Annotated in this window: 21 protein-coding genes, 1 other RNA gene and 2 pseudogenes; 16 read left to right on the forward strand and 8 right to left on the reverse strand. The window is 72.6% G+C overall.

The window, feature by feature from the left end; genetic code table 11:
* Positions 1-94: 94 nt before the first annotated feature.
* Positions 95-276: pseudogene (locus ACIF80_RS06595) on the reverse strand (MerR family DNA-binding transcriptional regulator); the annotation flags it as partial.
* Positions 277-449: 173 nt separating this feature from the next.
* Here ACIF80_RS06595 and ACIF80_RS06600 point away from each other — a divergent pair.
* The 4 genes and pseudogenes from ACIF80_RS06600 (at position 450) to rnpB (ending at position 3209) form a co-directional block, all read left to right on the forward strand.
* Positions 450-1019, forward strand: coding sequence for a Uma2 family endonuclease (locus ACIF80_RS06600; protein ID WP_399801206.1), 570 nt, complete (start codon positions 450-452; stop codon positions 1017-1019).
* Positions 1020-1055: 36 nt separating this feature from the next.
* On the forward strand, positions 1056-1889 hold the full coding sequence (locus tag ACIF80_RS06605; protein WP_399800189.1) for an AraC family transcriptional regulator: 834 nt from the start codon (positions 1056-1058) through the stop codon (positions 1887-1889).
* A gap of 82 nt (positions 1890-1971) precedes the next feature.
* Positions 1972-2688: pseudogene (locus ACIF80_RS06610) on the forward strand (DMT family transporter); the annotation flags it as partial.
* 115 nt (positions 2689-2803) lie between these two features.
* An RNA gene (gene rnpB, locus ACIF80_RS06615) (RNase P RNA component class A) lies at positions 2804-3209 on the forward strand.
* 234 nt (positions 3210-3443) lie between these two features.
* Here rnpB and ACIF80_RS06620 read toward each other — a convergent pair.
* Both ACIF80_RS06620 and ACIF80_RS06625 read right to left on the reverse strand, forming a co-directional pair.
* Positions 3444-3998: a Fic/DOC family protein gene (locus tag ACIF80_RS06620; protein WP_399800192.1), complete on the reverse strand. Its 555-nt coding sequence runs from the start codon at positions 3996-3998 to the stop codon at positions 3444-3446.
* A gap of 14 nt (positions 3999-4012) precedes the next feature.
* Entirely contained in the window at positions 4013-4363 is a 351-nt protein-coding gene (locus ACIF80_RS06625) for a type II toxin-antitoxin system Phd/YefM family antitoxin (RefSeq protein WP_399800195.1), read from the reverse strand.
* Between the two features lie 389 nt (positions 4364-4752).
* On the opposite strand from ACIF80_RS06625, the gene ACIF80_RS06630 reads away from it, so the two are divergent.
* The 4 genes from ACIF80_RS06630 (at position 4753) to ACIF80_RS06645 (ending at position 9938) form a co-directional block, all read left to right on the forward strand.
* Positions 4753-6465 carry a serine/threonine-protein kinase gene (locus ACIF80_RS06630; RefSeq protein ID WP_399800198.1) on the forward strand — a complete coding sequence of 571 codons (1713 nt, stop codon included), beginning with the start codon at positions 4753-4755 and terminating at the stop codon, positions 6463-6465.
* Between the two features lie 389 nt (positions 6466-6854).
* Positions 6855-8144: a serine/threonine-protein kinase gene (locus ACIF80_RS06635; protein WP_399800201.1), complete on the forward strand. Its 1290-nt coding sequence runs from the start codon at positions 6855-6857 to the stop codon at positions 8142-8144.
* Positions 8145-8354: 210 nt separating this feature from the next.
* The gene (locus tag ACIF80_RS06640) at positions 8355-9086 is read left to right on the forward strand and encodes a hypothetical protein (RefSeq protein WP_399800203.1); all 732 of its coding nucleotides are present in this window, start codon (positions 8355-8357) and stop codon (positions 9084-9086) included.
* A 528-nt stretch (positions 9087-9614) separates the two neighbouring features.
* Positions 9615-9938, forward strand: coding sequence for a hypothetical protein (locus ACIF80_RS06645; protein WP_399800206.1), 324 nt, complete (start codon positions 9615-9617; stop codon positions 9936-9938).
* Positions 9939-10001: 63 nt separating this feature from the next.
* Here ACIF80_RS06645 and ACIF80_RS06650 read toward each other — a convergent pair whose 3' ends face one another.
* Positions 10002-10295: a hypothetical protein gene (locus ACIF80_RS06650; RefSeq protein WP_399800209.1), complete on the reverse strand. Its 294-nt coding sequence runs from the start codon at positions 10293-10295 to the stop codon at positions 10002-10004.
* A gap of 302 nt (positions 10296-10597) precedes the next feature.
* Between ACIF80_RS06650 and ACIF80_RS06655 the strand changes: the two genes are divergently transcribed.
* Positions 10598-12913, forward strand: a complete 2316-nt coding sequence (locus ACIF80_RS06655) for an N-acetylmuramoyl-L-alanine amidase (protein WP_399800211.1) — start codon at positions 10598-10600, stop codon at positions 12911-12913.
* Positions 12914-13066: 153 nt separating this feature from the next.
* Here ACIF80_RS06655 and ACIF80_RS06660 read toward each other — a convergent pair whose 3' ends face one another.
* Positions 13067-13228 carry a hypothetical protein gene (locus ACIF80_RS06660; RefSeq protein ID WP_399801278.1) on the reverse strand — a complete coding sequence of 54 codons (162 nt, stop codon included), beginning with the start codon at positions 13226-13228 and terminating at the stop codon, positions 13067-13069.
* A 173-nt stretch (positions 13229-13401) separates the two neighbouring features.
* Between ACIF80_RS06660 and ACIF80_RS06665 the strand changes: the two genes are divergently transcribed.
* The 4 genes from ACIF80_RS06665 (at position 13402) to ACIF80_RS06680 (ending at position 18979) form a co-directional block, all read left to right on the forward strand.
* A complete protein-coding gene (locus ACIF80_RS06665) occupies positions 13402-14238 on the forward strand; it encodes an ABC transporter ATP-binding protein (RefSeq protein WP_399800214.1) in 837 nt (278 codons plus the stop codon).
* Between the two features lie 3 nt (positions 14239-14241).
* A complete protein-coding gene (locus tag ACIF80_RS06670; RefSeq protein WP_399800216.1) occupies positions 14242-16791 on the forward strand; it encodes an FtsX-like permease family protein in 2550 nt (849 codons plus the stop codon).
* 206 nt (positions 16792-16997) lie between these two features.
* Entirely contained in the window at positions 16998-18329 is a 1332-nt protein-coding gene (locus tag ACIF80_RS06675; RefSeq protein ID WP_399800219.1) for a sensor histidine kinase, read from the forward strand.
* Entirely contained in the window at positions 18317-18979 is a 663-nt protein-coding gene (locus ACIF80_RS06680) for a response regulator (protein ID WP_399800222.1), read from the forward strand. The genes ACIF80_RS06675 and ACIF80_RS06680 overlap by 13 nt, the downstream gene beginning before the upstream one ends.
* Here the strand turns inward: ACIF80_RS06680 and ACIF80_RS06685 are convergent.
* Both ACIF80_RS06685 and ACIF80_RS06690 read right to left on the reverse strand, forming a co-directional pair.
* Complete coding sequence (locus ACIF80_RS06685; RefSeq protein WP_399801208.1) at positions 18946-19374, reverse strand: MazG-like family protein; 429 nt, start codon at positions 19372-19374, stop codon at positions 18946-18948. The genes ACIF80_RS06680 and ACIF80_RS06685 overlap by 34 nt on opposite strands.
* A 138-nt stretch (positions 19375-19512) precedes the next feature.
* On the reverse strand, positions 19513-20055 hold the full coding sequence (locus tag ACIF80_RS06690; protein WP_399800224.1) for a DoxX family protein: 543 nt from the start codon (positions 20053-20055) through the stop codon (positions 19513-19515).
* Positions 20056-20181: 126 nt separating this feature from the next.
* On the opposite strand from ACIF80_RS06690, the gene ACIF80_RS06695 reads away from it, so the two are divergent.
* The gene (locus tag ACIF80_RS06695) at positions 20182-20508 is read left to right on the forward strand and encodes a nuclear transport factor 2 family protein (RefSeq protein WP_399800226.1); all 327 of its coding nucleotides are present in this window, start codon (positions 20182-20184) and stop codon (positions 20506-20508) included.
* Between the two features lie 314 nt (positions 20509-20822).
* On the opposite strand, the gene ACIF80_RS06700 is transcribed toward ACIF80_RS06695, so the two are convergent.
* Entirely contained in the window at positions 20823-21848 is a 1026-nt protein-coding gene (locus ACIF80_RS06700) for a Gfo/Idh/MocA family protein (RefSeq protein WP_399800229.1), read from the reverse strand.
* A 210-nt stretch (positions 21849-22058) separates the two neighbouring features.
* On the opposite strand from ACIF80_RS06700, the gene ACIF80_RS06705 reads away from it, so the two are divergent.
* Both ACIF80_RS06705 and ACIF80_RS06710 read left to right on the forward strand, forming a co-directional pair.
* Complete coding sequence (locus tag ACIF80_RS06705; protein ID WP_399801210.1) at positions 22059-23540, forward strand: multidrug effflux MFS transporter; 1482 nt, start codon at positions 22059-22061, stop codon at positions 23538-23540.
* Between the two features lie 11 nt (positions 23541-23551).
* A complete protein-coding gene (locus tag ACIF80_RS06710; protein ID WP_399801212.1) occupies positions 23552-24670 on the forward strand; it encodes a serine hydrolase domain-containing protein in 1119 nt (372 codons plus the stop codon).
* Positions 24671-24760: the final 90 nt, after the last annotated feature.

The following is a 24760-nucleotide window of genomic DNA, read 5'->3' on the forward strand; positions in this document are numbered from 1 at the left end:
AATGCCGCTTCCGGGCCGGCCTCGGACAGCGCACCCGGGGGCCACGGGCAAGGCGGGCGGCTCGCAGCGGTCGGTCCACCCGGTGGATCGGTACCCGGAGCCGCGCCGGCCCGAGCCCCGGCTCGGTCAGCCGCCTGATCCGCGCCGACCCGACGGCGTGCAGTCCCGGTACCCGTCGGCCCGCCGCTCCGGCTCCGGCAGCAGCCCCAGGTGGCGGTGGTGCCGCACGGTCCGGGTGGTGACACCGACGGCCGCGGCGAGTTCTCCGATCCACATGCCCCCGGTAGAGACGTTGACGTTGCGGCAGGGTCAAGCGAGTGGTCGTGGCATCTGACGAGGGCCGTGATCCTGTGCCACGATCGAGTGGACGATTCCCGATATCACGGACAGGTGATCAGCCGATGTCCCAGTCTGACGGGCGACAGAAGGAGGGGCGTGACATGACTGCCATGGCCCACGAGCCGCTCACGCAGGAAGACGTCCTGCTGGAGGGTTTTCTCGCCCTGGACACCCCGGAAGGTTTCCGGGCGGAGCTGATCGAGGGGGAGATCGTTGTGACACCGCCACCGGACGGGGATCACGAGGATTACATCGGGCTGATCGTGACGCAGGTGATCAGAGGATCCCAAACGGACATGCAGTTCTCAGGGAACAAGGGCCTGAAGTTGAAGAGCGGAGGCTCCTGCCCGAAGAACCACGCGATCCCGGACGGCACCTTCGCCCCGACACGACTGCGGCTCTACCGTGGCGCCGACCCCTGGATGCCCTGCGAAGGCGTCGCCTTGGTCCTTGAGGTGACGTCCACCAGACCCCAGGCCGACCGAGAAGCCAAACGCCGCTGCTACGCCCGAGGCGGCATCCCTCTCTACCTCCTGGTCGACCGTGAGGCCTCCTCGATCACGCTGTTCAGCACCCCGGAACGGGACGACTACCGCGAGCAGTGCACCCGCCCCCTCGGCAAGCCCCTGTCCCTCCCCGCACCCTTCGATTTCGACCTGGACACCGCCGACTTCCTCTGATCCCCTTGATCCCCTGGGATCGGGAGGGGGTGCGAGGTGACGAACGTACGGGAACAGGCCAGCTGGACCAGGGCGCGGCTCGGGCGCTGCGGGCCGCCGGTCGACCTGCTCACCGCGCGCTTCGACCGGCACGAATACGCCCCGCACGCCCACGACGAGTTCACGGTCGGCGTGACCGTCGGCGGCCTGGAGGCCATCGCGTACCGCGGCGGGCGCATCGTCTCCGGACCCGGCACCATCGTCGTCCTCGAACCCGGCGAGATGCACACCGGAGGCCCGGCCGCCTCCGACGGCTACTCCTACCGCGCCCTCTACGCCGCCCCCGCCCTGCTCACCGACGGCACCCACGGCACCGGCCTCCCGCACTTCCGTGAGCCGGTCCTCGACGACCCCGAGCTGGCCGGCGCCCTGCGCCGCGCGCACACCGAGGTCACCGCCTGCCCCGACCCCCTGGAGGCGGAGTCCCGCCTGCCCTGGCTGCTCACCGCCCTCGCGCACCGCCACTCCACCGCCCGCGCGGACGCCGGCGCGGTCCCCGGTGCCGGGCGCATCGCCCTGGCCGTCCGCGACCGCCTCGCCGACGAACTGCTCGCCCCGCCCTCCCTCGCCTCCCTCGCCACCGACCTGGGCCTGTCCCGCTACCAGCTCCTGCGCGCCTTCCGTACGACGATGGGGATACCGCCCTACGCCTGGCTGGCCCAGTACCGGGTCACCAGGGCCCGTGGCCTGCTGGAGGCCGGGCTGCGTCCCGCCGAAGTGGCCGGACTCGTGGGCTTCGCGGACCAGGCCCATCTGACCCGTTGGTTCCGCCGCGTCCTCGGGGTGACCCCGGCGGCGTACCGCAACAGCGTTCAAGACACCGGACGCTGACCCGGCCGAGACTCGCCGCATGACTGCACGCGGCTGGTTCCTGTTCTCCCTGATGGGAGTCGTCTGGGGCGTCCCCTATCTGATGATCAAGGTGGCGGTGGAGGAGGTGTCCCCGTCCGGGGTCGTCTTCACCCGCTGTGCCCTGGGCGCCCTGCTCCTGCTGCCCTTCGCCCTACGGCAAGGAGGCCTCACCGGGACCGTCCGCGCCCACTGGCGCCCCCTGCTCGCCTTCGCGGTCATCGAGATCATCGGCCCCTGGTACACCCTGACCTCCGCGGAACGCCATCTCTCCAGCTCCACCGCCGGCCTGCTGATCGCGGGCGTCCCCATCGTCGCCGTGACGCTCGCCAGGCTCTTCGGCGACACGGAGCGCCTCAGCGCCCGCCGCCTCGCCGGCCTGGGGCTCGGCCTGGGAGGCGTGGCCGTCCTCACCGTCCCGCACCTGACCGGCGGCAACGCCCGTTCCCTGGCCGAGGTGCTGGTGACGGTACTGGGCTACGCCATCGCCCCGCTGATCGCCGCCCGCCATCTGAAGCAGGTCCCGTCCCTCCAGCTCACCGCGGTCTGCCTGACCCTGGCGGCACTGGTCTACGCCCCGGCCGCCGTGCTCACGCGGCCGGCCGAGATGCCCTCGGCCGGCACCCTGACCGCCCTCGCCGGCCTGGGCGCCGTCTGCACGGCGATCGCGTTCGTCGCCTTCCTGGAGCTGATCAGGGAGGTGGGGCCGACCCGGGCGAGCGTCATCACGTACGTCAACCCGGCGGTCGCCGTGACGGCCGGGGTACTCCTCCTCGGCGAGTCCCTGACCGCGACGGTCCTGGCCGCCTTCGCCCTGATCCTCACCGGCTCCGTCCTGGCGACGGCCGCGGCACCGAAGCCCCGCCCACGCCCGGTACCATGGTCGACACGGCAGACGAGCCGGGCGGACGGCCGCGTGGAGACCCCCTGACGGGGAGCTCCCCGAGGAACGTCCGGGCTCCACAGGGCAGGGTGATGGCTAACGGCCACCCGGGGTGACCCGCGGGACAGTGCCACAGAAAACAGACCGCCGGAGGCTTCGGCCCCCGGTAAGGGTGAAACGGTGGTGTAAGAGACCACCAGCGCCTGAGGCGACTCAGACGGCTAGGTAAACCCCACCCGGAGCAAGGTCAAAAGGAAACACCCCGGTGTTTCTGCGCGGACGTTCGAGGGCTGCCCGCCCGAGTCCGCGGGTAGACCGCACGAGGCCGGCGGCAACGCCGGCCCTAGATGGATGGCCGTCTCCCCGGCCGCCGCGAGGCGACCGGGCGACAGAACCCGGCGTACAGCCCGACTCGTCTGCCGCGCACACCTCGCTCATGCAGTCTCTGCCAAGTAGCTCCGCCAGTTCGTAGCGGCCGTCGATCAGCTCGCCCGTCGCCATGTGCTGGCTCCTCACCGGCCTTTCCCGCACGCCATCGACGACCCGGGCTGCCAGTGGCCTCGGAGAGGCCGTGCACCGGAACGACCGGGTGACGTCTGTACCCGCCGCCGGGACTGAATCCCCCGACGCGTCGGGTCCGGACGAAGGGAGCGTCACCCCGTGGTGGTGATGAGCTCGTCGAGTATCTGCTCCAACAGGCTGTTGTCGCCGAGGAAGCTCTTCACCGAGGCGTCCTCGTTGCGCTGAGGGTCCATGCCCGACCAGTTCAGGTCGTATCCCGCGTCGACGCTGAGCTGGGCCAGGAATGCCCGCTGGGCACGGCCATTGCCCTCGCGGAACGGGTGGAGGACGTTCATGTCGCCGTACAGCTCGGCCAGCCGGATGACGAATTCCTGCCGGGGGAGATCCCGCAGATGACCGGCGGAGGCGAGACGGCCGAAGACCTCTCCGGCGTAGAGCACCAGGTTTCTCGCCGGGCAGAACGGCGTGCGCTTGGCGATGTTCACGGTGCGTAACTCGCCTGCCCACGGATAGATATCGCCGAAGATCGCGGCATGGAACGCCTGGAGATGGCCGAGGTCGTACGCGCCGGGCAGAAGGCGCTCGGCGAGCATGACGAGGCGCGCCCGGGTGATGTCCGCCTCCGCTGCCGCGAGCAGTTGAGGGTCGGTGATGCCGAGCTTGTTGCGCAGCACACCGTTGGGCATGGCGTACGGATCGTTCACCCCGCCCGCCGCTGCGAAGTCTGTCGGTGGCGGGCGACCGCGCGGGCGACGAGGGTGTCCGCGTCGAGGTCGCCCTTCATGTACGCCTCGGTGTCGTGGTCGGAGGCCTCGGAGGCGTGCAGCCCCTCGGCCTCGATGGAGCCGGTGGCCGAGGCGACGGCCGCACGCCGTGCCGCTCGGCCGCTCAGCGCCTCGAAGGCCTCGACGGACAGAAGGACGCCCTGGGGCTTGCGGTGGGCGCCGATCAGGATCGGGTCGGCGCCCGCGCCGGACTCCGACAGGTCGGTCAGGATCCGTGACAGTCTCGCGCGCGCGTCACTGACAGTCATGACCTCGGGGATCTCCATACCGTCACCGTACCCCTATAGATGCTTGATTCTGTACAGATTCTAGTACGGGTTGTGCTGGGATGCGAGGTGTGGTGATCGAGGCATGGCTCGCTGCTGCCGCGCCGTGCCCATCCTCGTTCCGGACAGCCGCACCGGGGCAGCCGGCGGACGTGGTGGTGATCGTCCACTCCGAACCCGGCGGGTTCGGACCCGTGCCGCGTTTGTCCAGCACAAGGCCCTTGGTTCTATGGGTTGTTGGGGAATGGATTCGAGTAGGGTGTCGGTGATGTTTATATCGCCTCTCTTTTTTGCCCGGATCTGGCGCTGACCTGTCCGTTTGTGGCGCTATGGAGGACGCGACGGTCGTCAAGGGCTGGGCGTAGGAGCGAAGGGGACGTGAGGGACCGGTGCTGTCCGGTATTCCTGATCGGCAGGCGGACCAGGGCTCCGGACGCCTGATCGCCGACCGTTATCTGCTGCACGACATCCTCGGCAGGGGCGGCATGGGCACCGTCTGGCGGGCCCACGACCAGCTGCTGGACCGTCAGGTCGCCGCCAAGGAACTGCACATCGCCACCGACGGCGACGAGGACCACCGGGTAAGGATGCGCCGTGCGGTCCGTGAGGCGCGTGCCGTCGCCCGGGTGCCGCACCCCCATGTGATCGGGGTGCACGATCTGGTCGAGTACGAGGACCGGCTCTGGATCGTCATGGAGCTCGTACAGGGCCCCTCGCTCGCCGACCACGTGGCCCGCTCCGGACCCCTCACCCCGCAGCGCGCCGCCACCATCGGCCTCCAACTGCTCGGCGCGCTCAAGGCCGTTCACGACGCCGGGACACTGCACCGCGACGTCAAACCGGCCAACGTGCTGCTCCGCCCGGACGGCGGCGCCGTGCTCACCGACTTCGGCATCGCCGCCCTGGACGACGGCGAGTTCCTCACCTCCACCGGTCAACTCGTCGGCTCCATCGAATACATGGCACCGGAGCGGGCGTTGGCGCAGGAGTCCGGACCGGCGTCCGACCTGTGGTCGCTGGGCGCGACCCTGGTCACGGTCTGCGGTGGTCGGTCCCCCTTCCGCCGGCCCGCCTACCCCGCGACCCTGCACGCGGTCGTGTACGACGAGGCCGTCCTCCCGGAGCGGCTCGGCCCGCTCCGCCCCGTCGTCGAAGCCCTGCTGCGCAAGGGGCCGGGTGAACGGCCCACCACCGCGGACGTGGAGATCGCGCTGCGGCGGGTCGCGGCGGGGGAGACGGACATCGATCCGTTGCCCGCGGCCGATCCTCGTACGTACCGGCCGGCGACGAGCACCGTGAGCGCGTCCGCGGGCACGGGCGGCTCCGTGAACGACGCGGTCACCGTCACCGACCTTCACCGGCAGCCCGTCCGGGCGGGGGACACCCTCCTCGTGCCCGCGGGCGGAACCGGAGGCGGAATCGGGGGCACCGCGGTCCACCCCGCCCTGCCGGTGCCCGCGAGCCGGCCGAGGCACAGGAAGTGGCTGGTACCGGTGATCGCCGGTGCCGCCGTGCTCGCCGTGGGGGTGGGCGGCGGGCTGTTCCTCGTGGGCGCGCCGCCGTTCCAGGGCGAGAAGCAGGGGCAGGAGGAGCAGGCGAACGACCAGGGGAAGGCGAAGGGGCAGGGGCAGGAAAAGGCGAACGACCGGGCGAACGGTCAGGAGCAGGAGCAGGAGAAGGGGACGGAACTGCCCGTGGTGACCTCCGTCGTGCAGGCCGTGGGGTCCGACGTGGGCTGGCAGTCGGTGGAGAAGGCGGTGGCCCGGGAGGGCGACAGCGTCACCGTGAGGTTCCAGGAGGGCGAGTGGTCGGTCGACCGTGCGCAGATGCCCATGACGGGGCCCGCCGGCTACGACGCGGAGAACGACCGGCTGCTGGAGTTCGCGGAGCACTGCAAGGTCGCCCCGGAGGCGCCGTTCGGCACCCTGCTGACACGCCTGTCGGGTAAGGACGCCGCGCCGGTCCTCGCCGTCGGGGACGCCGTCACCTTCCAGGCGGCCGGCGACGGAGTGGTGGAACTGCGCATCAACGACGACGAAGGCTGCCTCCATGACAACGAGGGCGAGCTGACCGTGTCCGTGGAGGTCACCCACACCCCGTGAGGGGGCCCCGCCGGCCGTTCCCGCCCGTCAGCCCCGTGCCCTGGGACCGGTCACCCGAAGGGAGTGCGGGTCACAGCGCGGTCCGAACGACGAGGAACACCTCGAACGGCGCTCGTCAACGGCTCCCCGGTCGGGCCGCGGCAGTGGATCCGGTGCCGGGCCACCTGCGTACCGGGACGGCCATGGGCGCGCTGCCCTCGCGGCCGGAGAGTCCCGCGTGCCGCGACCTCACGGCAGCACGTTCGAACAGCTCTCGGAACACCGCCGCTTCAAGCCCCGGACGACCGGCTGAAGCCTTCCGTGTTCGTCCGACCACAGACCGTAGAGTGCGGGACGGCAGTGTGGCCGGGGGAGGACCGCGACGAGAGTGTGGGGATACGAGAGCGCCGATGAAGCCGTTGGACACCAATGCGGACCCGCGTGTGGTGGGGCCGTTCGAACTGCTCGCCCGGCTCGGCGCGGGCGGCATGGGCGTCGCCTATCTGGCGCGCGAGATCCCGCTGGACGGTCTCTCCGACGAGATGGTCGCGGCCTACCGGCTGGTCGAACCCGACCGTGATCGTGGCCGTGACGAGGCGGCCGACCCGTCGCGGCTCGTCGTGGTCAAGATGATCCAGCCGAACCTGCTGGACCAGTCGCAGGCCCGCGAGCGGTTCGCGCGGGAGATCGACGCCGTCCGCGCAGTGGTCAGCGACCGGGTTCCGGCGCTGCGCGCGGCGGACCCGGAGGCCGGAGAGCCGTGGTTCGCCATGGACTACATCGCCGGACCGTCGCTGCACACCATGGTGAAGGAGTCCGGTCCCCTCCCCGTCGGGCCGTGCGCGGCGCTCGGTCTGGCCCTCGTGGACGCGTTGGCCGCCATTCACGGTACGAGGCTGCTGCACCGCGACCTCAAACCGAGCAACGTCGTGCTCGGCCCGGACGGGCCGGTGGTACTGGACTTCGGCCTGGCGGCCGTGGCCGAGCGCCAGTCCAGTCAGGCACTCACCCGGACCGGCGACCGCCTGGGCACGTGCCGCTACATGCCCGTCGAGCAGTTGCGGGACACCAAGCGCGTCGAGGCGCCCGCCGACGTGTACGCCCTCGGCGCCACTCTCTTCTTCGCGCTGACGGGCCGGGCGCCGTATCCCTACATGCCGTTGACGGTGCCCCCGATGTGGGAAGGCGTCGATCCGGCCTTTCAGCCGCTGCTGGGTCGGGTGATCGTCGCCGAACCGCTCCGGCGTCCGGGTCTCGACGGTGTGCGGGAGAGCCTGTCCGCCCTGCTCGCCGAGGCCGGTCTGCCCCCGGAACAGGCGGCGGCGCAGCTCCGGGAGCGGGTCGCCGCCGCCGGTCTGACGCCGGTACTGCCCCCCGAAGCGCTCGTCGGCCGCGCCGATCCCGTCGTACGGGAGCTTGCGCAGAAGGCGGTCGACGAGGGTGAGGCGCCGGACGCGCCCTGGGCGGAGGGCGACCCGGGCTTCTACGGCGTCGTGACCGTGGAGGAGATCGAGTGGGCCGGAGGGTGGGCGGACAGCCATAGCGGCCACCCGCTCACGCTCCTGGACGACGGCACGGGGTGGACGCCCACGGCACCGACGATCCCGCTGCCCGCCTCCGAGCATCGGGTGGACGCCGGGCCCGCCGTCGGTCACCCCTTCCTGCCCCCGCGGACGGGGAAGGCCCCGACGGTCCGGTGAACCGGTGAACCGGTGAGCCCGGCAGGGTCGGTGGACCTCCTCCCGGGCTCTCCGCCGACCCTGCCCGGCCGCATCGACGGCACCGGCTGTACCGGTTGCACCGGTCCCGCTTGTCCGTCGCGTGCATCCCTCGTGGCGACCCGACCAGCGGTAATTCATATGACCGATCAAGGGAGTTGAGATAGGTTCCTCCTGTTCGAAGGGGGACCAGTGACCAGGCTGAACCAGATCATCGCCGTCGAAAAGGGCGTCAAGAGCAAGGCCGTCCAGGACGTCAACGGGGCGCACCAGAAGGTGCAGAAGCCCGCGCTGCTCGCCGGTATCTCGCGCACGTACCAGCCGAAGGACGAGGAGGGCGAGCAGTTGCCGCCCGAGTCCACGCGGGTGCAGGTGCAGGGCGAGGACGTGCTGCGCGAGATGGCGGCCTCGCTGACCCGGCTGTTCGACGTGACGGCGACCAAGGACTGGGCGAACTGCACGGCCCGCGCGGACGTCGCCGTCGAGGGACGGACCGTCCTCGCCGATGTCCCGGTCAGCTACCTGCTCCTCCTGGAGAAGCAGCTCACCGACCTGCACGCCTTCGTCCGGAAGCTGCCGACCCTCGACGCCGCCGAGTCCTGGTCCCACGACCCGTCCACGGACTGGTGGAAGACGGACCCGGTCCGCACGATCCGCACGAAGAAGGTCCCCCGCAACCACGTCAAGGCCGAGGCGACCGAGAAGCACCCGGCACAGGTCGAGGTGTACTACGAGGACGTGCCCATCGGGTACTGGACGACCGTGAAGTTCTCCGGCGCGCTTCCCGCGCGGCGGGTGAACGAGCTGGTGGAGCGGGTGGAGAAGCTCCAGCAGGCGGTCAAGTTCGCCCGCGAGGAGGCCAACGCCACCGAGATCACCGACCGGCGGGCCGGCGACGCGGTGTTCGGCTACCTGTTCGGCTGACGCCGGACCGGTAGCCTCCATGATCGCCCCCGCGTGCGAGCGCGGGGGTGCGCGACAGCGCGGGCCGGACTTGAGGACCGGTTCGCGTGACGAGCGCAAGCTGAAACTGACGTTCAGCCTGAAGAAACGGCGTTCCGCACGTGAAGGCCGTATCAATCTCAGACTCTCGCTCCAGTCTCAGCATCGCTGCCGATCGCCGGAACGACCGGGGAAGGACGATTGCCGTCGGATGCGAGTTCAATTCTCGCCTGCACCTCTGCCTGGTGCGGTAGTTCAAAGGAAGAACACGACGGCCTGATGACTGATCCTCCCTCTTAAACGCGCCGGCGTGCGCAATGAGGTGGCATCCCCAGGGGCCCGGGAGCTGGATACGACTCCCGGGCTCCGTCACGTCCGGGGACCGGGGCCACGGTTGTCCATGGCTCGGGCGGCTGCCGGGAGCGGAGGGGGCGGCAGCTTGATCATCCAAGGTACGTATGCTCACCGCATGACTTCGGGCTTCGTGCGGATCAGAGGGAACGGCATCGCGTGAACGCCCGCCGCCGGATCGTCGCGGGATGGGCCGTGCTGTGCCTGACCGGTCTCGCCGCCACCCTCGCCCTCGACGCCGAGCCGTCCACGGACGCACCGGAGTCTCCCGCCGGGAAGGCGACACCGGCCGGCACGTACGCCGTCGACTGCCAGGAGATCGCCGACCGCGTCGAACAGGCCCGCGCCGAGGCCGAGCGTGAGCGGCGGGAGGCGCCCGACCCGGCCGCGGCCCCCGGGCGCCCGAACGCGACGGTCAGAACCGTGGCGGTGCCGGAGGAGTGCGCGGACGAACTCGAGGACCGCGGCCTGAAGGAACACTGAGGGGAGCGACCACGCCCGACTCCGTGCTCCCGGCGAGCGGTTCGGTGGAAGGACTCGGGCCGGCTACACGGTGAACGCGCCGTACACGACGCACGCGATCGCGGTGAGGGTGATGAGGCCCAGTCGCGACACTGCCGGCAGCAGGCCTGCTCGCCGTGCGCCGTCCTTGCGGCTGCGCAGCACGGTGACGCTCGAGGCCAGGGAGCCGAGCAGGATCACCGCTGCTGCCAGGAAGCCGGGGGCCGAGGGGGTGAGACCGGCGTCGTAGTCCTCGGTGAACGCCGGCATCAGCAGACCGATGCCGGCCAGGGCCAGGGCGGTCACGCAGGTGACGACGAAGTCGAGTGAGACGGCCACTGCCCGGAGGACCGGCATCCGTTGTCCGGCTGGGGAAAGGACTTTGTGCTGCATGGCGCCGTGTTCTCCGTGGATCGATGGTGACGGAGGGCGCGGGCGGCCGGGGCGACCGGTTCCGCGCCCTCCGGTGGTGGAAGGGCCCGCGTGATCAGCGCGTGGCCGGTTTTCGATCTTCCTGCTTCGTGTGTTCATCCGGTCGTACAACTTTTTCTCCGTCATGCACGTCTCCCGTGCGGCCACCTCATTCGGATGGTCGGCCTCCGCTCGGCTCCACCCTGATGAAGAAGGACTCTGCGACTGTCATGCGCACTCCACGTCACTTCTGGAAGACGGCCGCTGTCGTCGCGGCCGGACTGTCCGGGGCACTCGTCCTGCAGAGCATGACGGGCCAGCAGACCGCCGGCGATTCCTCGGCGGGCGCGCCGGGGCCCGTGACCAGCAAGGCCGAGACGAGCGCGCTGCGCGTGTCCGGGGACGGTACCTCCGCGTCGCTGGGCAAGCGGGACACCGGACCGTTCAGCATGCTCGGCGTGACCTGGTCCGCCCCGTCCGCCCGCGTCGCCGGCACGGTCGAGGTCCGCACCCGGCAGGCCGGTACGCAGACCTGGTCGTCGTGGCTGAGGCTGGACGGCGACAGCGGTCAGGGGGAGAGCGGCGCGCTGCGCGGTGGAACCGAGCCGGCCTGGACGGGCCCGTCCGACGGCGTCGAGGTGCGCGTCGACGGCGAGGGCACCACGCGGCTGCCGAAGGGCCTGCGGCTGGACCTGGTCGACCCCGGCAGCGGGGAGGTCACGGCGCTGGACCCGGCGGCGTACTCGCTCGACGAGGACGAGGACGAGAGCGAGACGCCCGAGCCCTCGGTCTCCGAGCCGGAACCGGGCACGGACCCGGGTGCCGATCCGCAGCCGGACACGACCGTCTCCGAGCCCCCTGCCTCCGACAGCTCCGAGCCGGTGGTGCCCGAACCGTCCGCCTCCGACCCGTCCTCCTCCGCCCCGTCGGAACCGGAACCCTCGCCGTCCGAGCCGTCCGCCTCCTCCTCGCCCACCGCCTCGCCCAGCCCCTCGGTGAGCGTGCCGCCCGCACCGCCGTCCACCGCGCCGAGCCCGCCCATCACCACCCGTGCCGCCTGGGGCGCGGACGAATCGATCAGCCCGGAGGAACCCGGCTATCTGCCCGGCGGCCAGGTCAAGGCGGTCGTGGTGCACCACACCGCCGAGTCCAACGACTACACCTGCGCTCAGGGCCCGGCCGTGGTCCGCGGCATCTACGCGTACCACGTCAAGCAGCTCGGCTGGAAAGACCTGGGCTACAACTTCCTGGTCGACAAGTGCGGCACGGTCTACGAGGGCCGCAAGGGCGGGACGGACCGGCCGGTGATGGGCGCCCACGCCTACGGCTTCAACGCCGAGACCACCGGAATCTCCGTCCTGGGCACCTACACGTCCACCGCGCCCTCCGCGGCGGCCATGACCTCCGTCGCCCGCATCGCCGCCTGGAAGCTCGGCCAGTACGGTGTCGACCCCGCCGGCACCGCCACCCTCACCGCGGGCGACAGCGGACGCAACTACTTCGGGAAGACCTGGGCCAAGGGCGCCCAGATGTCCCTGCCCGCGATCCACGGCCACCGCGACGGCTACAACACCCAGTGCCCCGGCGACGCCTTCTACAACAAGCTCGCCACCGTCCGGGCCTGGGCCGGCGGACCGGTCTCCGGCCTCACCCTGAAGTCGGTCACCGGCGCCGGGACGGTCGGCTCGACGACCTACACCAAGAGCTCGGTGACCGTGAACTGGGCGGCCACCACCCCGGCCGCCCTCCTCGCGAAGTACGAACTGCTGGTGGACGGCAAGGTGGCCGCCACCACGGCCGGCACCGCCACCTCCGCCAAGGCCACCCTGACCGCCGGCACCCACAAGGTGGCCGTCCGCGCCGTCCACCAGTCCGGCAGGACCACCACGACGGCCGCCGCGACCGTCGTCGCCGAGACCACCGCCCCCGCCTTCACCACCAAGCCGAATCTGGCCCTGCGCACCGGCACCGTCAACACCACCGCCGTCCCCCTCACCCTGAAGTGGAAGGCCACCGACGCTGCCGCGCTGAAGGAGGTCCGGCTCACCGCCCCGACCGCGAAGACCTACGGACCCACCATCACCAGCGCCCAGCACGCCGCCAAGTCCGCCACGGCCACCAAGTGGTCGCTGAAGGCGTACGACCGGGCCGGCAACACCGCCACCGCCTCGGTCACCGGCACCCCGGTCGTCCTCCAGGAGACCTCCGCCACGAAGTCCGGGAAGTGGACGGCCAAGTCGTCCGCCAGTTACCTCGGCGGCAAGTCGTACACCAGCTCCGCCAAGAACGCCTCTCTGAGCTGGACCTTCACCGGCCGTTCCGTCGCCTGGGTCGCCTCCCGCGCCGCCACCTCCGGCCAGGCGCACATCTACGTCGACGGCAAGAAGCTCACCACCGTGGACCTGAAGTCCTCCGCCACCAAATACCGTGACGCCCTCTGGACCAAGACCTGGAGCACGAGCGCCAAGCACACCGTCAAGATCGTCGTCGTCGGCACCAGCGGCCGGCCGACCGTCACCACCGACGGTCTCGTGTACCTCAAGTGACCACCACCCGCCCCGGCGGAGCACAACGGCGTGGGGCCTGTTCGCACGCGCGCGAACGGGCCCCGGGCGAAACCCGCTGACACCTCGTGGGGCCCGGGAGCGGGATGCCGCTCCCGGGCCCCGGCGCGTCCCGCGGTGCCGTCCGCCGGGCGGTCACATCGGGGGGTTGCCGTGTGTGCGTTCCGGGAGAGGGGTGTTCTCGGTGCGGGGCATGGCGAGGGAGCGGACGAGGACCGTGCGGGTCTCCGCCGGGTCGATGACGTCGTCGACCAGGCCGCGTTCGTCTGACCCGCCGCCTGGGCGTCTGATCCCCACCCCGCAGTTCCCACCCCCGCAGTCCTCACCTCCGCAGCCCGCGTCCGGTGTCCCGCCCGGTGGTAGTGCCCGCGCTACCCCGGACCGGGGCACTGGCGGGATGGGACGGCCGGGCCGGGAGTTCTAGCGTCGTGTTGTTCCCGCTTCGCGCCCCGCCCGGAAGGCGTTTCACCATGTCAGTGACCTCGGCCGACGTCGCCGTCAGCCTCGAACACGTACGGAAGACGTACGGCGGTGATCAGCCGGTGGTGGCGTTGGACGACGTGGACGTCCGCTTCGCACGGGGCACGGCGACCGCGGTGATGGGGCCGTCGGGCTCCGGGAAGAGCACGCTGCTGCACTGTGCGGCGGGCCTGGACCGGCCCGACGCGGGGACGGTACGGATCGGGTCCACCGACCTGGCGTCGATGCCGGAGAAGCGGCTGACCGAACTGCGCCGCAGCCGGGTCGGCTTCGTGTTCCAGGTGTTCAACCTGGTCGGCGCCCTGAACGTGGAGCAGAACATCCTGCTGCCCTCGCGACTGTCCGGGCAGCGTCCGGACCCGGCGTGGGTCGTCGAGGTCGTCGACCGGGTCGGACTGGGCGACCGGCTGCGGCACCGGCCCGCGCAGCTGTCCGGCGGCCAGCAGCAGCGGGTCGCGATCGCGCGGGCGCTGGTCACCCGCCCCGAGGTGATCTTCTGCGACGAGCCCACCGGCGCCCTCGACACCCGCACCGCGGCCGAAGTCCTGTCGCTGCTGCGGTCGGTGGTCGACCAGGCCGGACAGACCGTCGTCATGGTGACCCACGACCCGGTCGCCGCGTCCTACGCGGACCGGGTCGTGGTCCTCGCCGACGGGCGGATCGTGCAGGACATGCCCCAGCCCGGCGCCGAGCGGATCGCCGAGCACCTCGCACACCTCGGCAGCCGGCAGCCCGTCGCACCGTTCGCCGCGCAACCCGCCACACGGCCCGCCGCGCAGTCCTTCGCGCGGGCCGCCGCGCAGCCCGCCGTGCGCGGGGAGGGCTGAACCGTGCTCACTCTGGCCGCGCAGATGCTGCGCCACCGCAAAGGAAGTTTCACGGCGACGTTCGTCGCCCTCGCCGCCGGCGTCGCCGTGCTCATGGCGTGCGCGCTGCTCGCGGAGTCCGGCTGGCGTTATCAGGGCCAGTCGCAGCGGTACGCGAAGACGGTCGCCGTCGTCGCCGACCGGGACCTGACCGTGTCCACCGAACTGTTCGGAGAGACCGAGCGCACCACCGTCACCCTGCCCGAACGCGGCAGCGTCCCCGCCGCGCTGGCCGGCAGGCTCGCCGCCGTGCCCGGCGTGGAACGCGCCGTCGGCGACCGCTTCCTCGCCGTCACCGCCACGAGCGCACCGGACGTGCCGGCCACCGGCCACGGCTGGGCGAGCGCCGCCCTCGCCCCGTACCGGACGGTCGAGGGCGGCCCGCCCCGCTCCGACGGGGAGATCGCCGTCGACGCCCGCCTCCTCGCCGGCACCGGACTCGGCCCCGGCGACTCCACGGAGATCGTCACCGGGGGAGCGAGCCGTACGTACCGGATCAGCGGAGTCGTCGAGGCGGCGGGCGACGGCACGCCGGGCGCCGGCGCCTCCGGCGGCGCGGCGCTCTTCTTCACCGACGCGCACGCCGCCCGGCTCGACCCACACCGGGGGCGCTTCGACGCCATCGGCGTCCTCGCCGCACCGGACGCCGACCGTGACGCCCTCCTCGCCGGGATCCGCGAGGTGACCGACGAGGCGGAGGCGGCGGTCTACACGGGCGGCGACCGGGGCCTGGCCGAAGAGCCCGAGGCCAGGACCGCCCGGGACTTCGTCCTGCAGGCCGGCGGCGCCTTCGGCGGCTACGCCGCGATGATCATCGTCTTCGTCGTCGCCGGCACCGTCGGCCTCTCCGTGCGGCACCGCCGCCGCGACCTCGCCCTGCTCCGCGCCGTCGCCGCGACCCCCGGCCAGGTGCGGCGGATGATCCTCGCCGAGGTCGGCCTGCTCGCGCTGTTCGCCGCACTGGCCGGCGTTCCCCTCGGACTCGTCGCCACCGGTCGGATCCGCGACGAACTCGTCGCCCGCGGGTTCGCCCCCGACAGCTTCACCGTGCAGGGCGGCCTGCTGTCCGGCGCGGCGGTCACCGTCGCCGTCGCCGCCCTGGCACTGACGTCCGCCTGGATCGCCGCGCTGCGCACCACCCGCATCCGGCCCACCGAAGCGCTCGGCGAGGCCGCCGTCGAACCCGGCCTCGGCAGCAGGGCACGGAGGGTGACCGGCCTGGTGTTCCTCGCCGGGGCCGTGTCCCTGATCGGCCTCACCGGCGCCACCGACGGCCAGACCGCCCTCGGCGCCGCGGTCGGCATGCTCTACACGTTCGTCCTGGCGACCGCCCTGCTGGCTCCCTGGATCAACCAGGCCGCGGCCCGGTTCCTCGGCCCCGTGCTCCACGCCGTGTGGGGCGACAGCGGCTACCTCGCCGCCGCGAACCTGCGCGCCAACGCCCGGGGCACGGTCGCCGTCCTGACCGCGCTCGTGCTCTCCGTCGGCCTCGGCGGCTCCGTCTGGTTCCTCCAGGACAACCTCCGGCGCCAGACCGTCGTGCAGAGCCGCGACGGCACACTCGCCCAGCACGCGCTCGTCTCCCGCACCGGCCTGCCCGGGTCCGCCGCCGAAGAGGCCCGCCGCATCCCCGGCGTGGCCGCCGCGACGGGCGTGCGCCGTACGTCGGTCGTCGTGAAGGGCGACCTCGAGTCCCAGATCGTCGTCGCGCAGGGCATCGACCCGCGGGGCGCGGACCGCACCCTGGACCTGCGGGTACGGTCGGGCAGTCTCACCGGCCTGGCGGAGGGCACCGTCGCGGTGTCCACCGCGCAGGCGGACGCGGCCGGCTGGGAGCTCGGCGGCAGGGCCCGGCTGTGGCTCGGCGACGGCACCCCCGTCACGCTGAAGGTCGTCGCACTGTACGAACGCGGCTTCGGCTTCGGCGACGTCACCCTCCACACCGCCACCCTCGCCGGACACACCGTCACCGGACTCGACGACCAGGTCCTCGTCCGCACCGCCCCGAACGCCGACGCCGGCACCCTCGAGGCCCTGAGCGACCTCGCGGCCCGGTACCCGGCCGCCTCGGTGGCCGGCACCGACACCCTCACCGGCGAACTCGCCCGGGACCTGGCCATCAGCGGCTGGCTCAACAAGCTGCTCATCGCCGTCCTGGTCGGCTACGCGGTGCTCGCCGCCGCCAACACCCTGATCATGGCGGCCCTCGCCCGGACCAGGGAACTGTCCCTGCTGCGCCTGGTCGGCGTCACCCGCGGCCAGGTCAAACGGATGGTCCACGCCGAACAGGCCGGCCTGCTCGGGGTGGCGCTCGCCATCGGCGGGACGATCGCCGCCGTCACCCTCACCTCGGTCGTCAACGCCGTCGCCGGGCAGCGCATCCCGTACGTCCCGGCCGCCGGCTGGCTCGGCATCGTCGGCGGCACCGTCGCGCTCGCGCTGATCGCCACGATGCTGCCCGTCGGCCGGCTCCTGCGCACCCCGCCGGTCCGGGGCATCGGCATCCGCGAGTGAGAAAAGCGGGCTGAGCCGGAACCGGTGAACCGGCCCCGTCGCCGCGGCGACGGGGCCGGTCCCGTACCGCCGGGCGGCACGGTGTCCCCGCGCGCCGCACGCGGTCTCCCCGCGTCCAACCGACGGATGGGCGCGCACGGGACCGCCCGCGCCCCCTATCCTCACTGCTCCGGAAGGTGTGCGCGGGGCGAGGGCAGGCGGTGCAGATGGGGACGCACGACCCGTCGAGGAGGACGGCCGACACCCCGGCGCGCCCGAGACCCGCCCCCACGCCGTCACCGGAATCCGCATCCGCTTCCGCCGCGTCGGCACCCGCGCCCGTCTCCGCCCGCGCCCGCTTCGCGCTGGACGCCCTCGAACACCTGGTCAGCGGACTCGGCACCGGCATCCTCGCCCTGGTCGTCCTGCTCTGGCTGGCCGTCACCGCCGTCGCCTGCTTCGTCGGGGTGGGCCTGCTCCTGCTGCCCTCCGCGCTGCACGCGGTGCGCGCCGTCGCCGACCGGGAGCGGGCCCGGCTGTCCCGCTGGGGCCCGGAGATCATCGGCCCGGCACCGCTCCCGTCCGGGCTGCGCGCCGCCGTCACCGACCGCACGGTCCGGCGCGAGGCGTACTGGGTGGCCGCGCACGGCACCCTCGGCATGTTCCTCGGCGCGGTCGGGCTGACCCTGCCGCTGAACGCGGCCCACGACATCGGCTTCCCGCTGTGGTGGCAGCTCGTACCGGAGAGCGCGGCCACCGCCGCCGCGGGCTGGTGGCCCGTACGCGACTGGCCCGGCGCCCTCTTCGTCCTGCTGATGGGTGCCGGGTGGCTCGCCGTCATCCTGCTGTGGATGCCCGCCCTCGCCCGGCTCCAGGCGTGGCCCGGCCGTCGGCTGCTCCGCCCCGACGCCGACACCGACCTCGTCCTGCGGGTCGCCGAACTCACCGCCACCCGCGCCGCCGCCCTCGACGCCCACGCCACCGAACTCCGGCGCATTGAACGCTCGTTGCACGACGGCACCCAGAACCGGCTGGTCGCCGTCACCGTCCTGATCGGGGCCGCCCGCCGGGCCCTGACCCGCGACCCCGCCGATGCCGACGCCGCCCTCGACCGCGCCCAGGACGCCGCCGAGCAGGCGCTCGCCGAACTCCGCGCCGTGGTGCGCAGCATCCTCCCGCCGGTCCTGGCCGACCGCAGCCTGCCCGACGCGCTCACCGCGCTCGCCGCCGACTGCCCCGTCCCCTGCGACATCGACGCGGACGTGCCCGGCCGGTGCGCCGTGTCGGTGGAGGCGACCGCGTACTTCGTGGTCGCCGAGGCCCTCACCAACATCGCCAAGCACAGCGGCGCGAGCCGGGCCACCGTCACCGTCCGGCGCCGCGACGACCGGCTGTGCCTGACGATCCACGACGACGGCCGCGGCGGCGCGGAGGAGACCGGGGGGTCCGGCCTCACCGGCATCCGCCGGCGCACCGAAGCACACGACGGAACCATGGAGTTGGCCAGCCCCACCGGCGGCCCCACCACCCTGGAAGTGACCCTGCCATGCGGATTGTGATCGCCGAGGACGACGCCCTGCTGCGCGAAGGGCTCGCGCTGCTGCTGCGCGCGGAGTCCCTGGACGTCGTGGCCACGGCGGGGGATCCCGACGCCTTCCTCGAAGCCGTGGACGCCGAACGGCCCGACGTCGCCATCGTCGACGTCCGTATGCCGCCCACCCACACCGACGAGGGCATCGTCGCCGCCGTGGAGGCCCGGCGGCGCCGCCCGGACCTGGCCGTCCTGGTCCTGTCCGCCTACGTCGAGCAGGCCTTCGCCACCAGTCTCCTGGTCCGGGGCAGCGCCCGGCTCGGCTATCTGCTGAAGGAACGGGTCGGCCGGGTCGAGGAGTTCCTCGGCGCCCTGCACCGGGTGGCGGAGGGCGGCACCGCCATCGATCCCGAGGTGGTCGCCCAACTCCTCGCCCGCAGCCGCCCCGACGAGCGGCTGCGACGGCTCACCCCCCGCGAACGCGAGGTCCTGGCCCTCATGGCCGAAGGTCTCGGCAACGCCGCCATAGCCGAACGCCTCGTCGTCTCCGACGGCGCCGTCCACAAGCACATCCGCAGCATCTTCGCCAAGCTGGACCTGGCCCCCACCGACCGCACCGACCGCAGGGTCGCCGCGGTCCTCCACTACCTGGAGGGCGACGCCGTCCGGCGCTCCTGACCAGCGTCACGGGCGTCCCCGCCGAGCGAGCGCGCGGCGACCTTCGCCACGTGCCGCGTGAAGACCTCACCGGCGTCGGGAGTGAGGGAGCGCAGGGCGACGAGCGCCGTGAGAGCGACATCGCACAACTCCGAACCCACGTCGTCCCAGGAGTGCGTGGTGCCCTTGCGCGGGTTCTGGCCGGTCGCGCCGATCACCGCCTGGGCGACCTCGCCGACCTCCTCGGACAGCTTCAGGACGCGCAGCAGCAGGGCTTCCCGGCCGTCGACCGCACCGTGGGCGTCCAGCCAGGCGTGCAGTCCGTCGACGGAATCCCAGAGACCGCCGGACGACGAGGACGACGAGGACGACGAGGAAGACGGGGCAGGGGAGAGGGGCGCGGGCGGACTCGGCATCGGCATCGGCATCGGGCTCGGGCTCGGGCTGGGCATCGGGCTGGGATCGCTCATACCGCAGACCCTGGCACAGGGCGCCGACCACGTCCGGCCCCCGGCCTTCCGGGCGGCGTCCGACCGCCGTGGGCACGTCGGCCGTCAGTCGAACAGAGCCTCCTGCTCACCCTCCCGTGCCTTGCGCAGGCGCCGGCTGCGCGCCCCCACGACCACCGCCGTGGCCGCCGCGGTCGCCGCGAAGGCCACCGGGACCATCCAGCCCCGGTTGACCGTGTGGCCGAGGGCGTGGTCCAGCGAGAGGCGGCCGGGCCCGGCGACGGCGAGGCCGGCCGCCGTCAGACCGAGGGTCGCGGCGTGCTCGTAGCCGCCCTCCTGGTTGAAGAAGCCGTTGGGCGCGTGCACGGCGGCCGCGCCCGCCATCGCACCGGCCGCCGCCGCACCCGCCGCCGGTGTGGCGAGGCCGAGCGCGAGGAGCGCGCCGCCGCCCGCCTCCGCGAGGCCCGCCGCCGTGGCGCTGGCCCTGCCCGGTGCGTAGCCGATGGTCTCCATGAACTGGCCGGTGCCCTCGATCCCGCCCCCGCCGAACCACCCGAACAGTTTCTGCGCGCCGTGTGCCGCCAGTGCCCCGCCCGCCCCCAGCCGGAGCAGCAGCAGGCCCAGATCACCTCGGTCGTAACAGGTCACGTCGTCTCCCGGAGCAGTCGCTTGGCGTGACCACCGTCGCACCCCGGAGTCCGGCCCGGCCTGCGGCCGTCCGCCGTTCGGGTGGCGCGGCTGGCGCCGTGCGGTGGCCGGGAGGACGCTGCGGACATGACGATTCAGACCACCCGCCTCAGCGACCCCACCGTCCGCGCCTTCGTCGGCGCCGTCAACAACCACGACCGCGAGGGCTTCATGGCCCTTCTCGCGCCCGGCGCGACCATGACGGACGACGGCTCCGAGCGGGACCTCACGGACTGGACCGACCGGGAGATCTTCTCCTCCCACGGTCACATGGACGTCGACCGGGAGTCCGACGGCGGCCGTGCCCTCGTCGTCCGCTACCGGAACGACGTTTGGGGCGAGATGCGGACCCGCTGGAGTTTCACCGTCGACGGCGACGGCAGGATCAGCCACTTCGCGACCGGACAGGCGTGACACGCCGATCCGGCCCGACGCCATGGCTTGACGCGGCAGTCGTCCCACCTGCCGGCGCGTACCCCGCGGTCCCGCGGGACCGCCCCCCTGCCGGTGCGGTGGAACGACTGCCGCCTCCTCCCCCTGGATGTGGCCTGCGGAGTCCGCGGAAGCTGCCCACTTCATATGTGAAGCTTTGGTGCAGGAGAGTTGAGCATATGTCCGCCACCGGCCGCGATGCTGCGGACTGTTGAATTCCGCTTGTGAAGCCTGTGAAGTCTGTGGAGCCGACGGTCACCTGAGACGGCGTGCCGGCTCGCTGGCGCCCGGATCGCTCAGCGGGTTTCCCCCGGGTAGCGGACCCCGATGCGCTCCCGGATCGCGTCGAGCGTCCGCATCACCGCGAGCGTGCCGTCCAGCGGGACGAGCGGGGACTCGGTCTCACCCGCCCGCAGGGCGCGCATCGCCTCGGCCGCCTCGTGCTTGAGGCTGTTGCGGGCCCCGTCCGCCGGGTCGGCGACGAACTCCTCGGCGTCCTTGCCGTCCCGGTGCAGTACGAACCGGTCCGGGAAGAAGAAGCCGTACGGGATGTCGATCCGGCCCGCGGAACCGGTGACCGACGCGGACGTCGACGTACCGCCGACGATGGAGCAGTGCACCGACGCGATGGCCCCGTTCTCCCAGGAGAGCAGCGCGCCCGTCTGGAGGTCGACCCTCTCCTCCGAGAGCGTGGCCTTCGCCACGACGTCCGACGGCTCCCCGAGCAGCAGCTGCGTGAACGACACCGGATACACGCCGAGGTCCAGCAGCGCACCGCCGCCCAGCGCCGGGTCCCGCAGCCGGTGCGACGCCGGGAAGTCTCCCGCCAGTCCGAAGTCGGCCTGCACCGTACGCACTTCACCGATCGCGCCGTCGTCGATCAGTGCCTTCAGCCGCCGCACCATGGGATGGCAGTACATCCACATGGCCTCCATCAGGAAGCGCCCCCCGTCGCGCGCCAGGCCGACCAGTTCCGCCGCCTCGCGCGCGTTGAGGGTGAACGGCTTCTCGCACAGCACGTTCCGCCCGGCCTCCAGGCACAGCCCGGCCGCGGCCCGGTGCGCCGAGTGCGGAGTGGCGACGTAGACGATGTCGATCTCCTCGTCCCGCGCGAGCGACTCCCAGTCGCCGTACGCCCGCGGTATCCCGAACCGCTCGGCGAACGCCTTCGCCGGCTCGGGCGACCGCGAGGCCACCGCCACGATCTCCGCGTTCGGCCCCGCGGCGGAGCCGCTGTTCGCCGCAGCCACCAGATCCGCCGTGAACGTCGCGGCCATCCCGCCCGTCGCCAGAATTCCCCAGCGCACGTTCTGCCCTGTCATCCGCCCCACCTTGCTCGTTCGTCGTTCGTGGTTCGTGGTTCGTGCTCTCGTGCGAGCGTCCGCGCCTTTCCGTGGAAGCGCTCCCATGACGTCTTCGCGAACATCTTCACCCGAGACCGCCGTCCCTGACGAGCACCCCGTACGGGCTGAGAACATAAGGAGCGCACGACTCGAAAAGGGAGGGGCCACATGTCCGAGGGCGAGGCGTCCATGTCCGGACCGGATTCCGGACCGGCGTCCAGGCCGGAATCCGGACGGGTCACGGCAACGGCATCCGGACCGGCGTCGAGCACGGCGCCGGCAACGGCCGCTCCGCCACCCGCCGCCGGCAGGGGGAGCCGGAGCGGGGAGCCCGGGACCCCGGGACGGGCGACCCTCCTGGTCACGCTCATCCTGGGCAGCCTCACCGCCACCGCCCCCCTGGCGATGGACATGTACCTCCCCGCGCTCCCCGAGGTCACCCGGGCGCTGGGGTCCACCGCGTCCACCGTCCAGCTCACCCTCACCACCTGCCTGGCGGGCATGGCGCTCGGACAGCTGGTGGTGGGCCCGATGAGCGACCGGTGGGGGCGCCGCCGTCCGCTGCTCGCCGGTCTCGCCGTCTACATCGTGGCCACCGCGCTGTGCGCGATCGCGCCCACCGTGGAACTCCTCATCGCCTTCCGGCTGGTTCAGGGTCTCGCCGGCGCGGCCGGCATCGTCATCGCCCGGGCGGTCGCCCGCGACCTGTACGACGGCGTGGCCATGGCCCGCTTCTTCTCCACCCTCATGCTGGTCTCCGGCGTCGCCCCGATCGTGGCCCCGCTGATCGGCGGGCAACTGCTGCGGGTGACCGACTGGCGGGGAGTGTTCGCCGTCCTCACCGTCCTCGGCATCCTGATGGCGGCCGTGGTGTGGCTGAAGCTGCCGGAGACGCTGGAGCCCGCCGACCGTCACCGCGGCGGGGCCGGCGAGGCGCTGGGCTCGATGCGCCGGCTGCTTGCCGACCGGGCCTTCAGCGGCTACGTCCTCACCGGCGGCTTCGCCTTCGCCTGCCTCTTCGCCTACGTCGCCGCCTCCCCGTTCGTCATCCAGGAGATCCACGGCGCCTCCCCGCAGACGTTCAGCCTGCTGTTCGGGGTCAACTCGGTGGGGCTGATGGTCATGGGCCAGATCAACGGCAAGGTGCTGGTCGGGCGGGTCCGGCTGGACCGGGTGCTCGGCCTCGGCCTCCTCGTCGTCGTGGCCGCCGCGACCGCGATCCTGCTGATGGCGCTGGGCGTCTTCGGGGACGTCGGGCTGGCGCCGATGGCCGTGGCGCTGTTCGTGCTGATGTCCGCCATGGGCATCACCATGCCCAACACCCAGGCGCTCGCCCTGATGCGCACCAAGCACTCCGCGGGCTCCGCGTCCGCCCTGCTCGGCACCTCGTCCTTCCTCATCGGTGCCATCGCCTCCCCGCTGGTCGGCATCGCGGGGGAGGACACCGCCGTCCCGATGGGCATCGTCCAACTGGCCGCCGCTCTGGTGGCCCTGGCCTGTTTCATGGGAATGTGCCGTCCCTGGGGCGGACGAACGGACACGGGCGACGGGATCACCCTCCGCCGGCGCACAACCGGTGCGGCGGGCGGAGCCGACGCGGCGGGCGGACCCGACGGGACCGACGGAACCGGTGGACCCGGTGGAACCGAGAGAGCGGGGGCGGACAGCTGAGCGCACCGAGACTGCGCCACGGCACACCGGAACGGGCCGGGCTCGACCCCCGCGAACTCGCCGCCCTCGTCCGGGAGGTCCGCGCCCGTACCACCGGGGAAAACCCCTGGGCCGCGGGCGCCGTGGTCGTCACCGGCCGTGGCCCGGTGCTCGCCGTGCAGGAGGCGGCGGGCTGGGCCGTACGGTACGCGGCGTACGACGAACGGACCGGCACCGCGGTGGAACTGCCGCCCGGCGACCGCGTGCCGATGACCGTGGACACCCCCTTCGACCTGGCGTCCCTGACCAAACTGTTCACCTCGGTGGCCGCCGTGCAGCAGATCGAGCGCGGCACCCTGGGCATCGACGCCCGCGTGGGCGCGTATCTGCCGGACTTCCCCGCGGCCGTGCGGCACGGCATCACCGTCCGGCAACTGCTCACCCACACCTCCGGGCTGCGCCCCGAACTCCCGCTGTACGACTGCGCCGACGACGCCGAGCGCCTGGCCCGGCTCCGCGCGGAGCAGCCGATCGGGGTGCCCGGCACGTACTGCTACTCCGACCTGAACATGCTGCTGCTCCAGCACCTCCTGGAGCGCCTCACCGGCCGCACCCTCGACACGCTCGTCCGCGACGGCATCACCCGGCCGCTCGACATGACCGCGACCGGCTTCGGCCCGTGTCCGGGCGCGGCGGCCACCGAGGACCAGCGGCGACCCCGGGCCAAGGCGGACCGGGGCATGCTGCGCGGTGAGGTGCACGACGAGAACGCCTGGGCGCTCGGCGGCGTCGCGGGCCACGCCGGCCTCTTCTCCACCGGCCCCGACCTGGCGGTCTTCTGCCGCACGCTCCTCGCGGGCGGCTCGTACGGCCCCGCCCGCATCCTCGGCCCCGACTTCGTGGACCTGCTCCTCACCCCGCCGGGCCTGGGCTTCGCCCTGGACCAACCGTGGTTCATGGGGGAGTTGGCGGGCCGGGGCGCGGCCGGTCACACCGGCTTCACCGGCACCTCCCTGGTCCTGGACCGCGCCACCGACACCTACCTCGTCCTCCTCGCCAACACCGCCCACCCCCGCCGCCCCCGCGCCCCGGACAACACCCCGCGCGCGCAGGCGGCGACGCGGGTGGCGCGGGCGGTACGGGAAAGGTGAGAGCCGTGGACGGGGAAGCGGCGAGAGGAGGAGGGGCCGGCGCCCCGGCCGGGGCCGCTCGCCGGTGAACCGCCGCCGCCCCGCGCCATA

The organism is Streptomyces sp. NPDC085927, assembly GCF_044540975.1.
GTDB classification, from domain to species: Bacteria; Actinomycetota; Actinomycetes; order Streptomycetales; family Streptomycetaceae; genus Streptomyces; species Streptomyces hirsutus.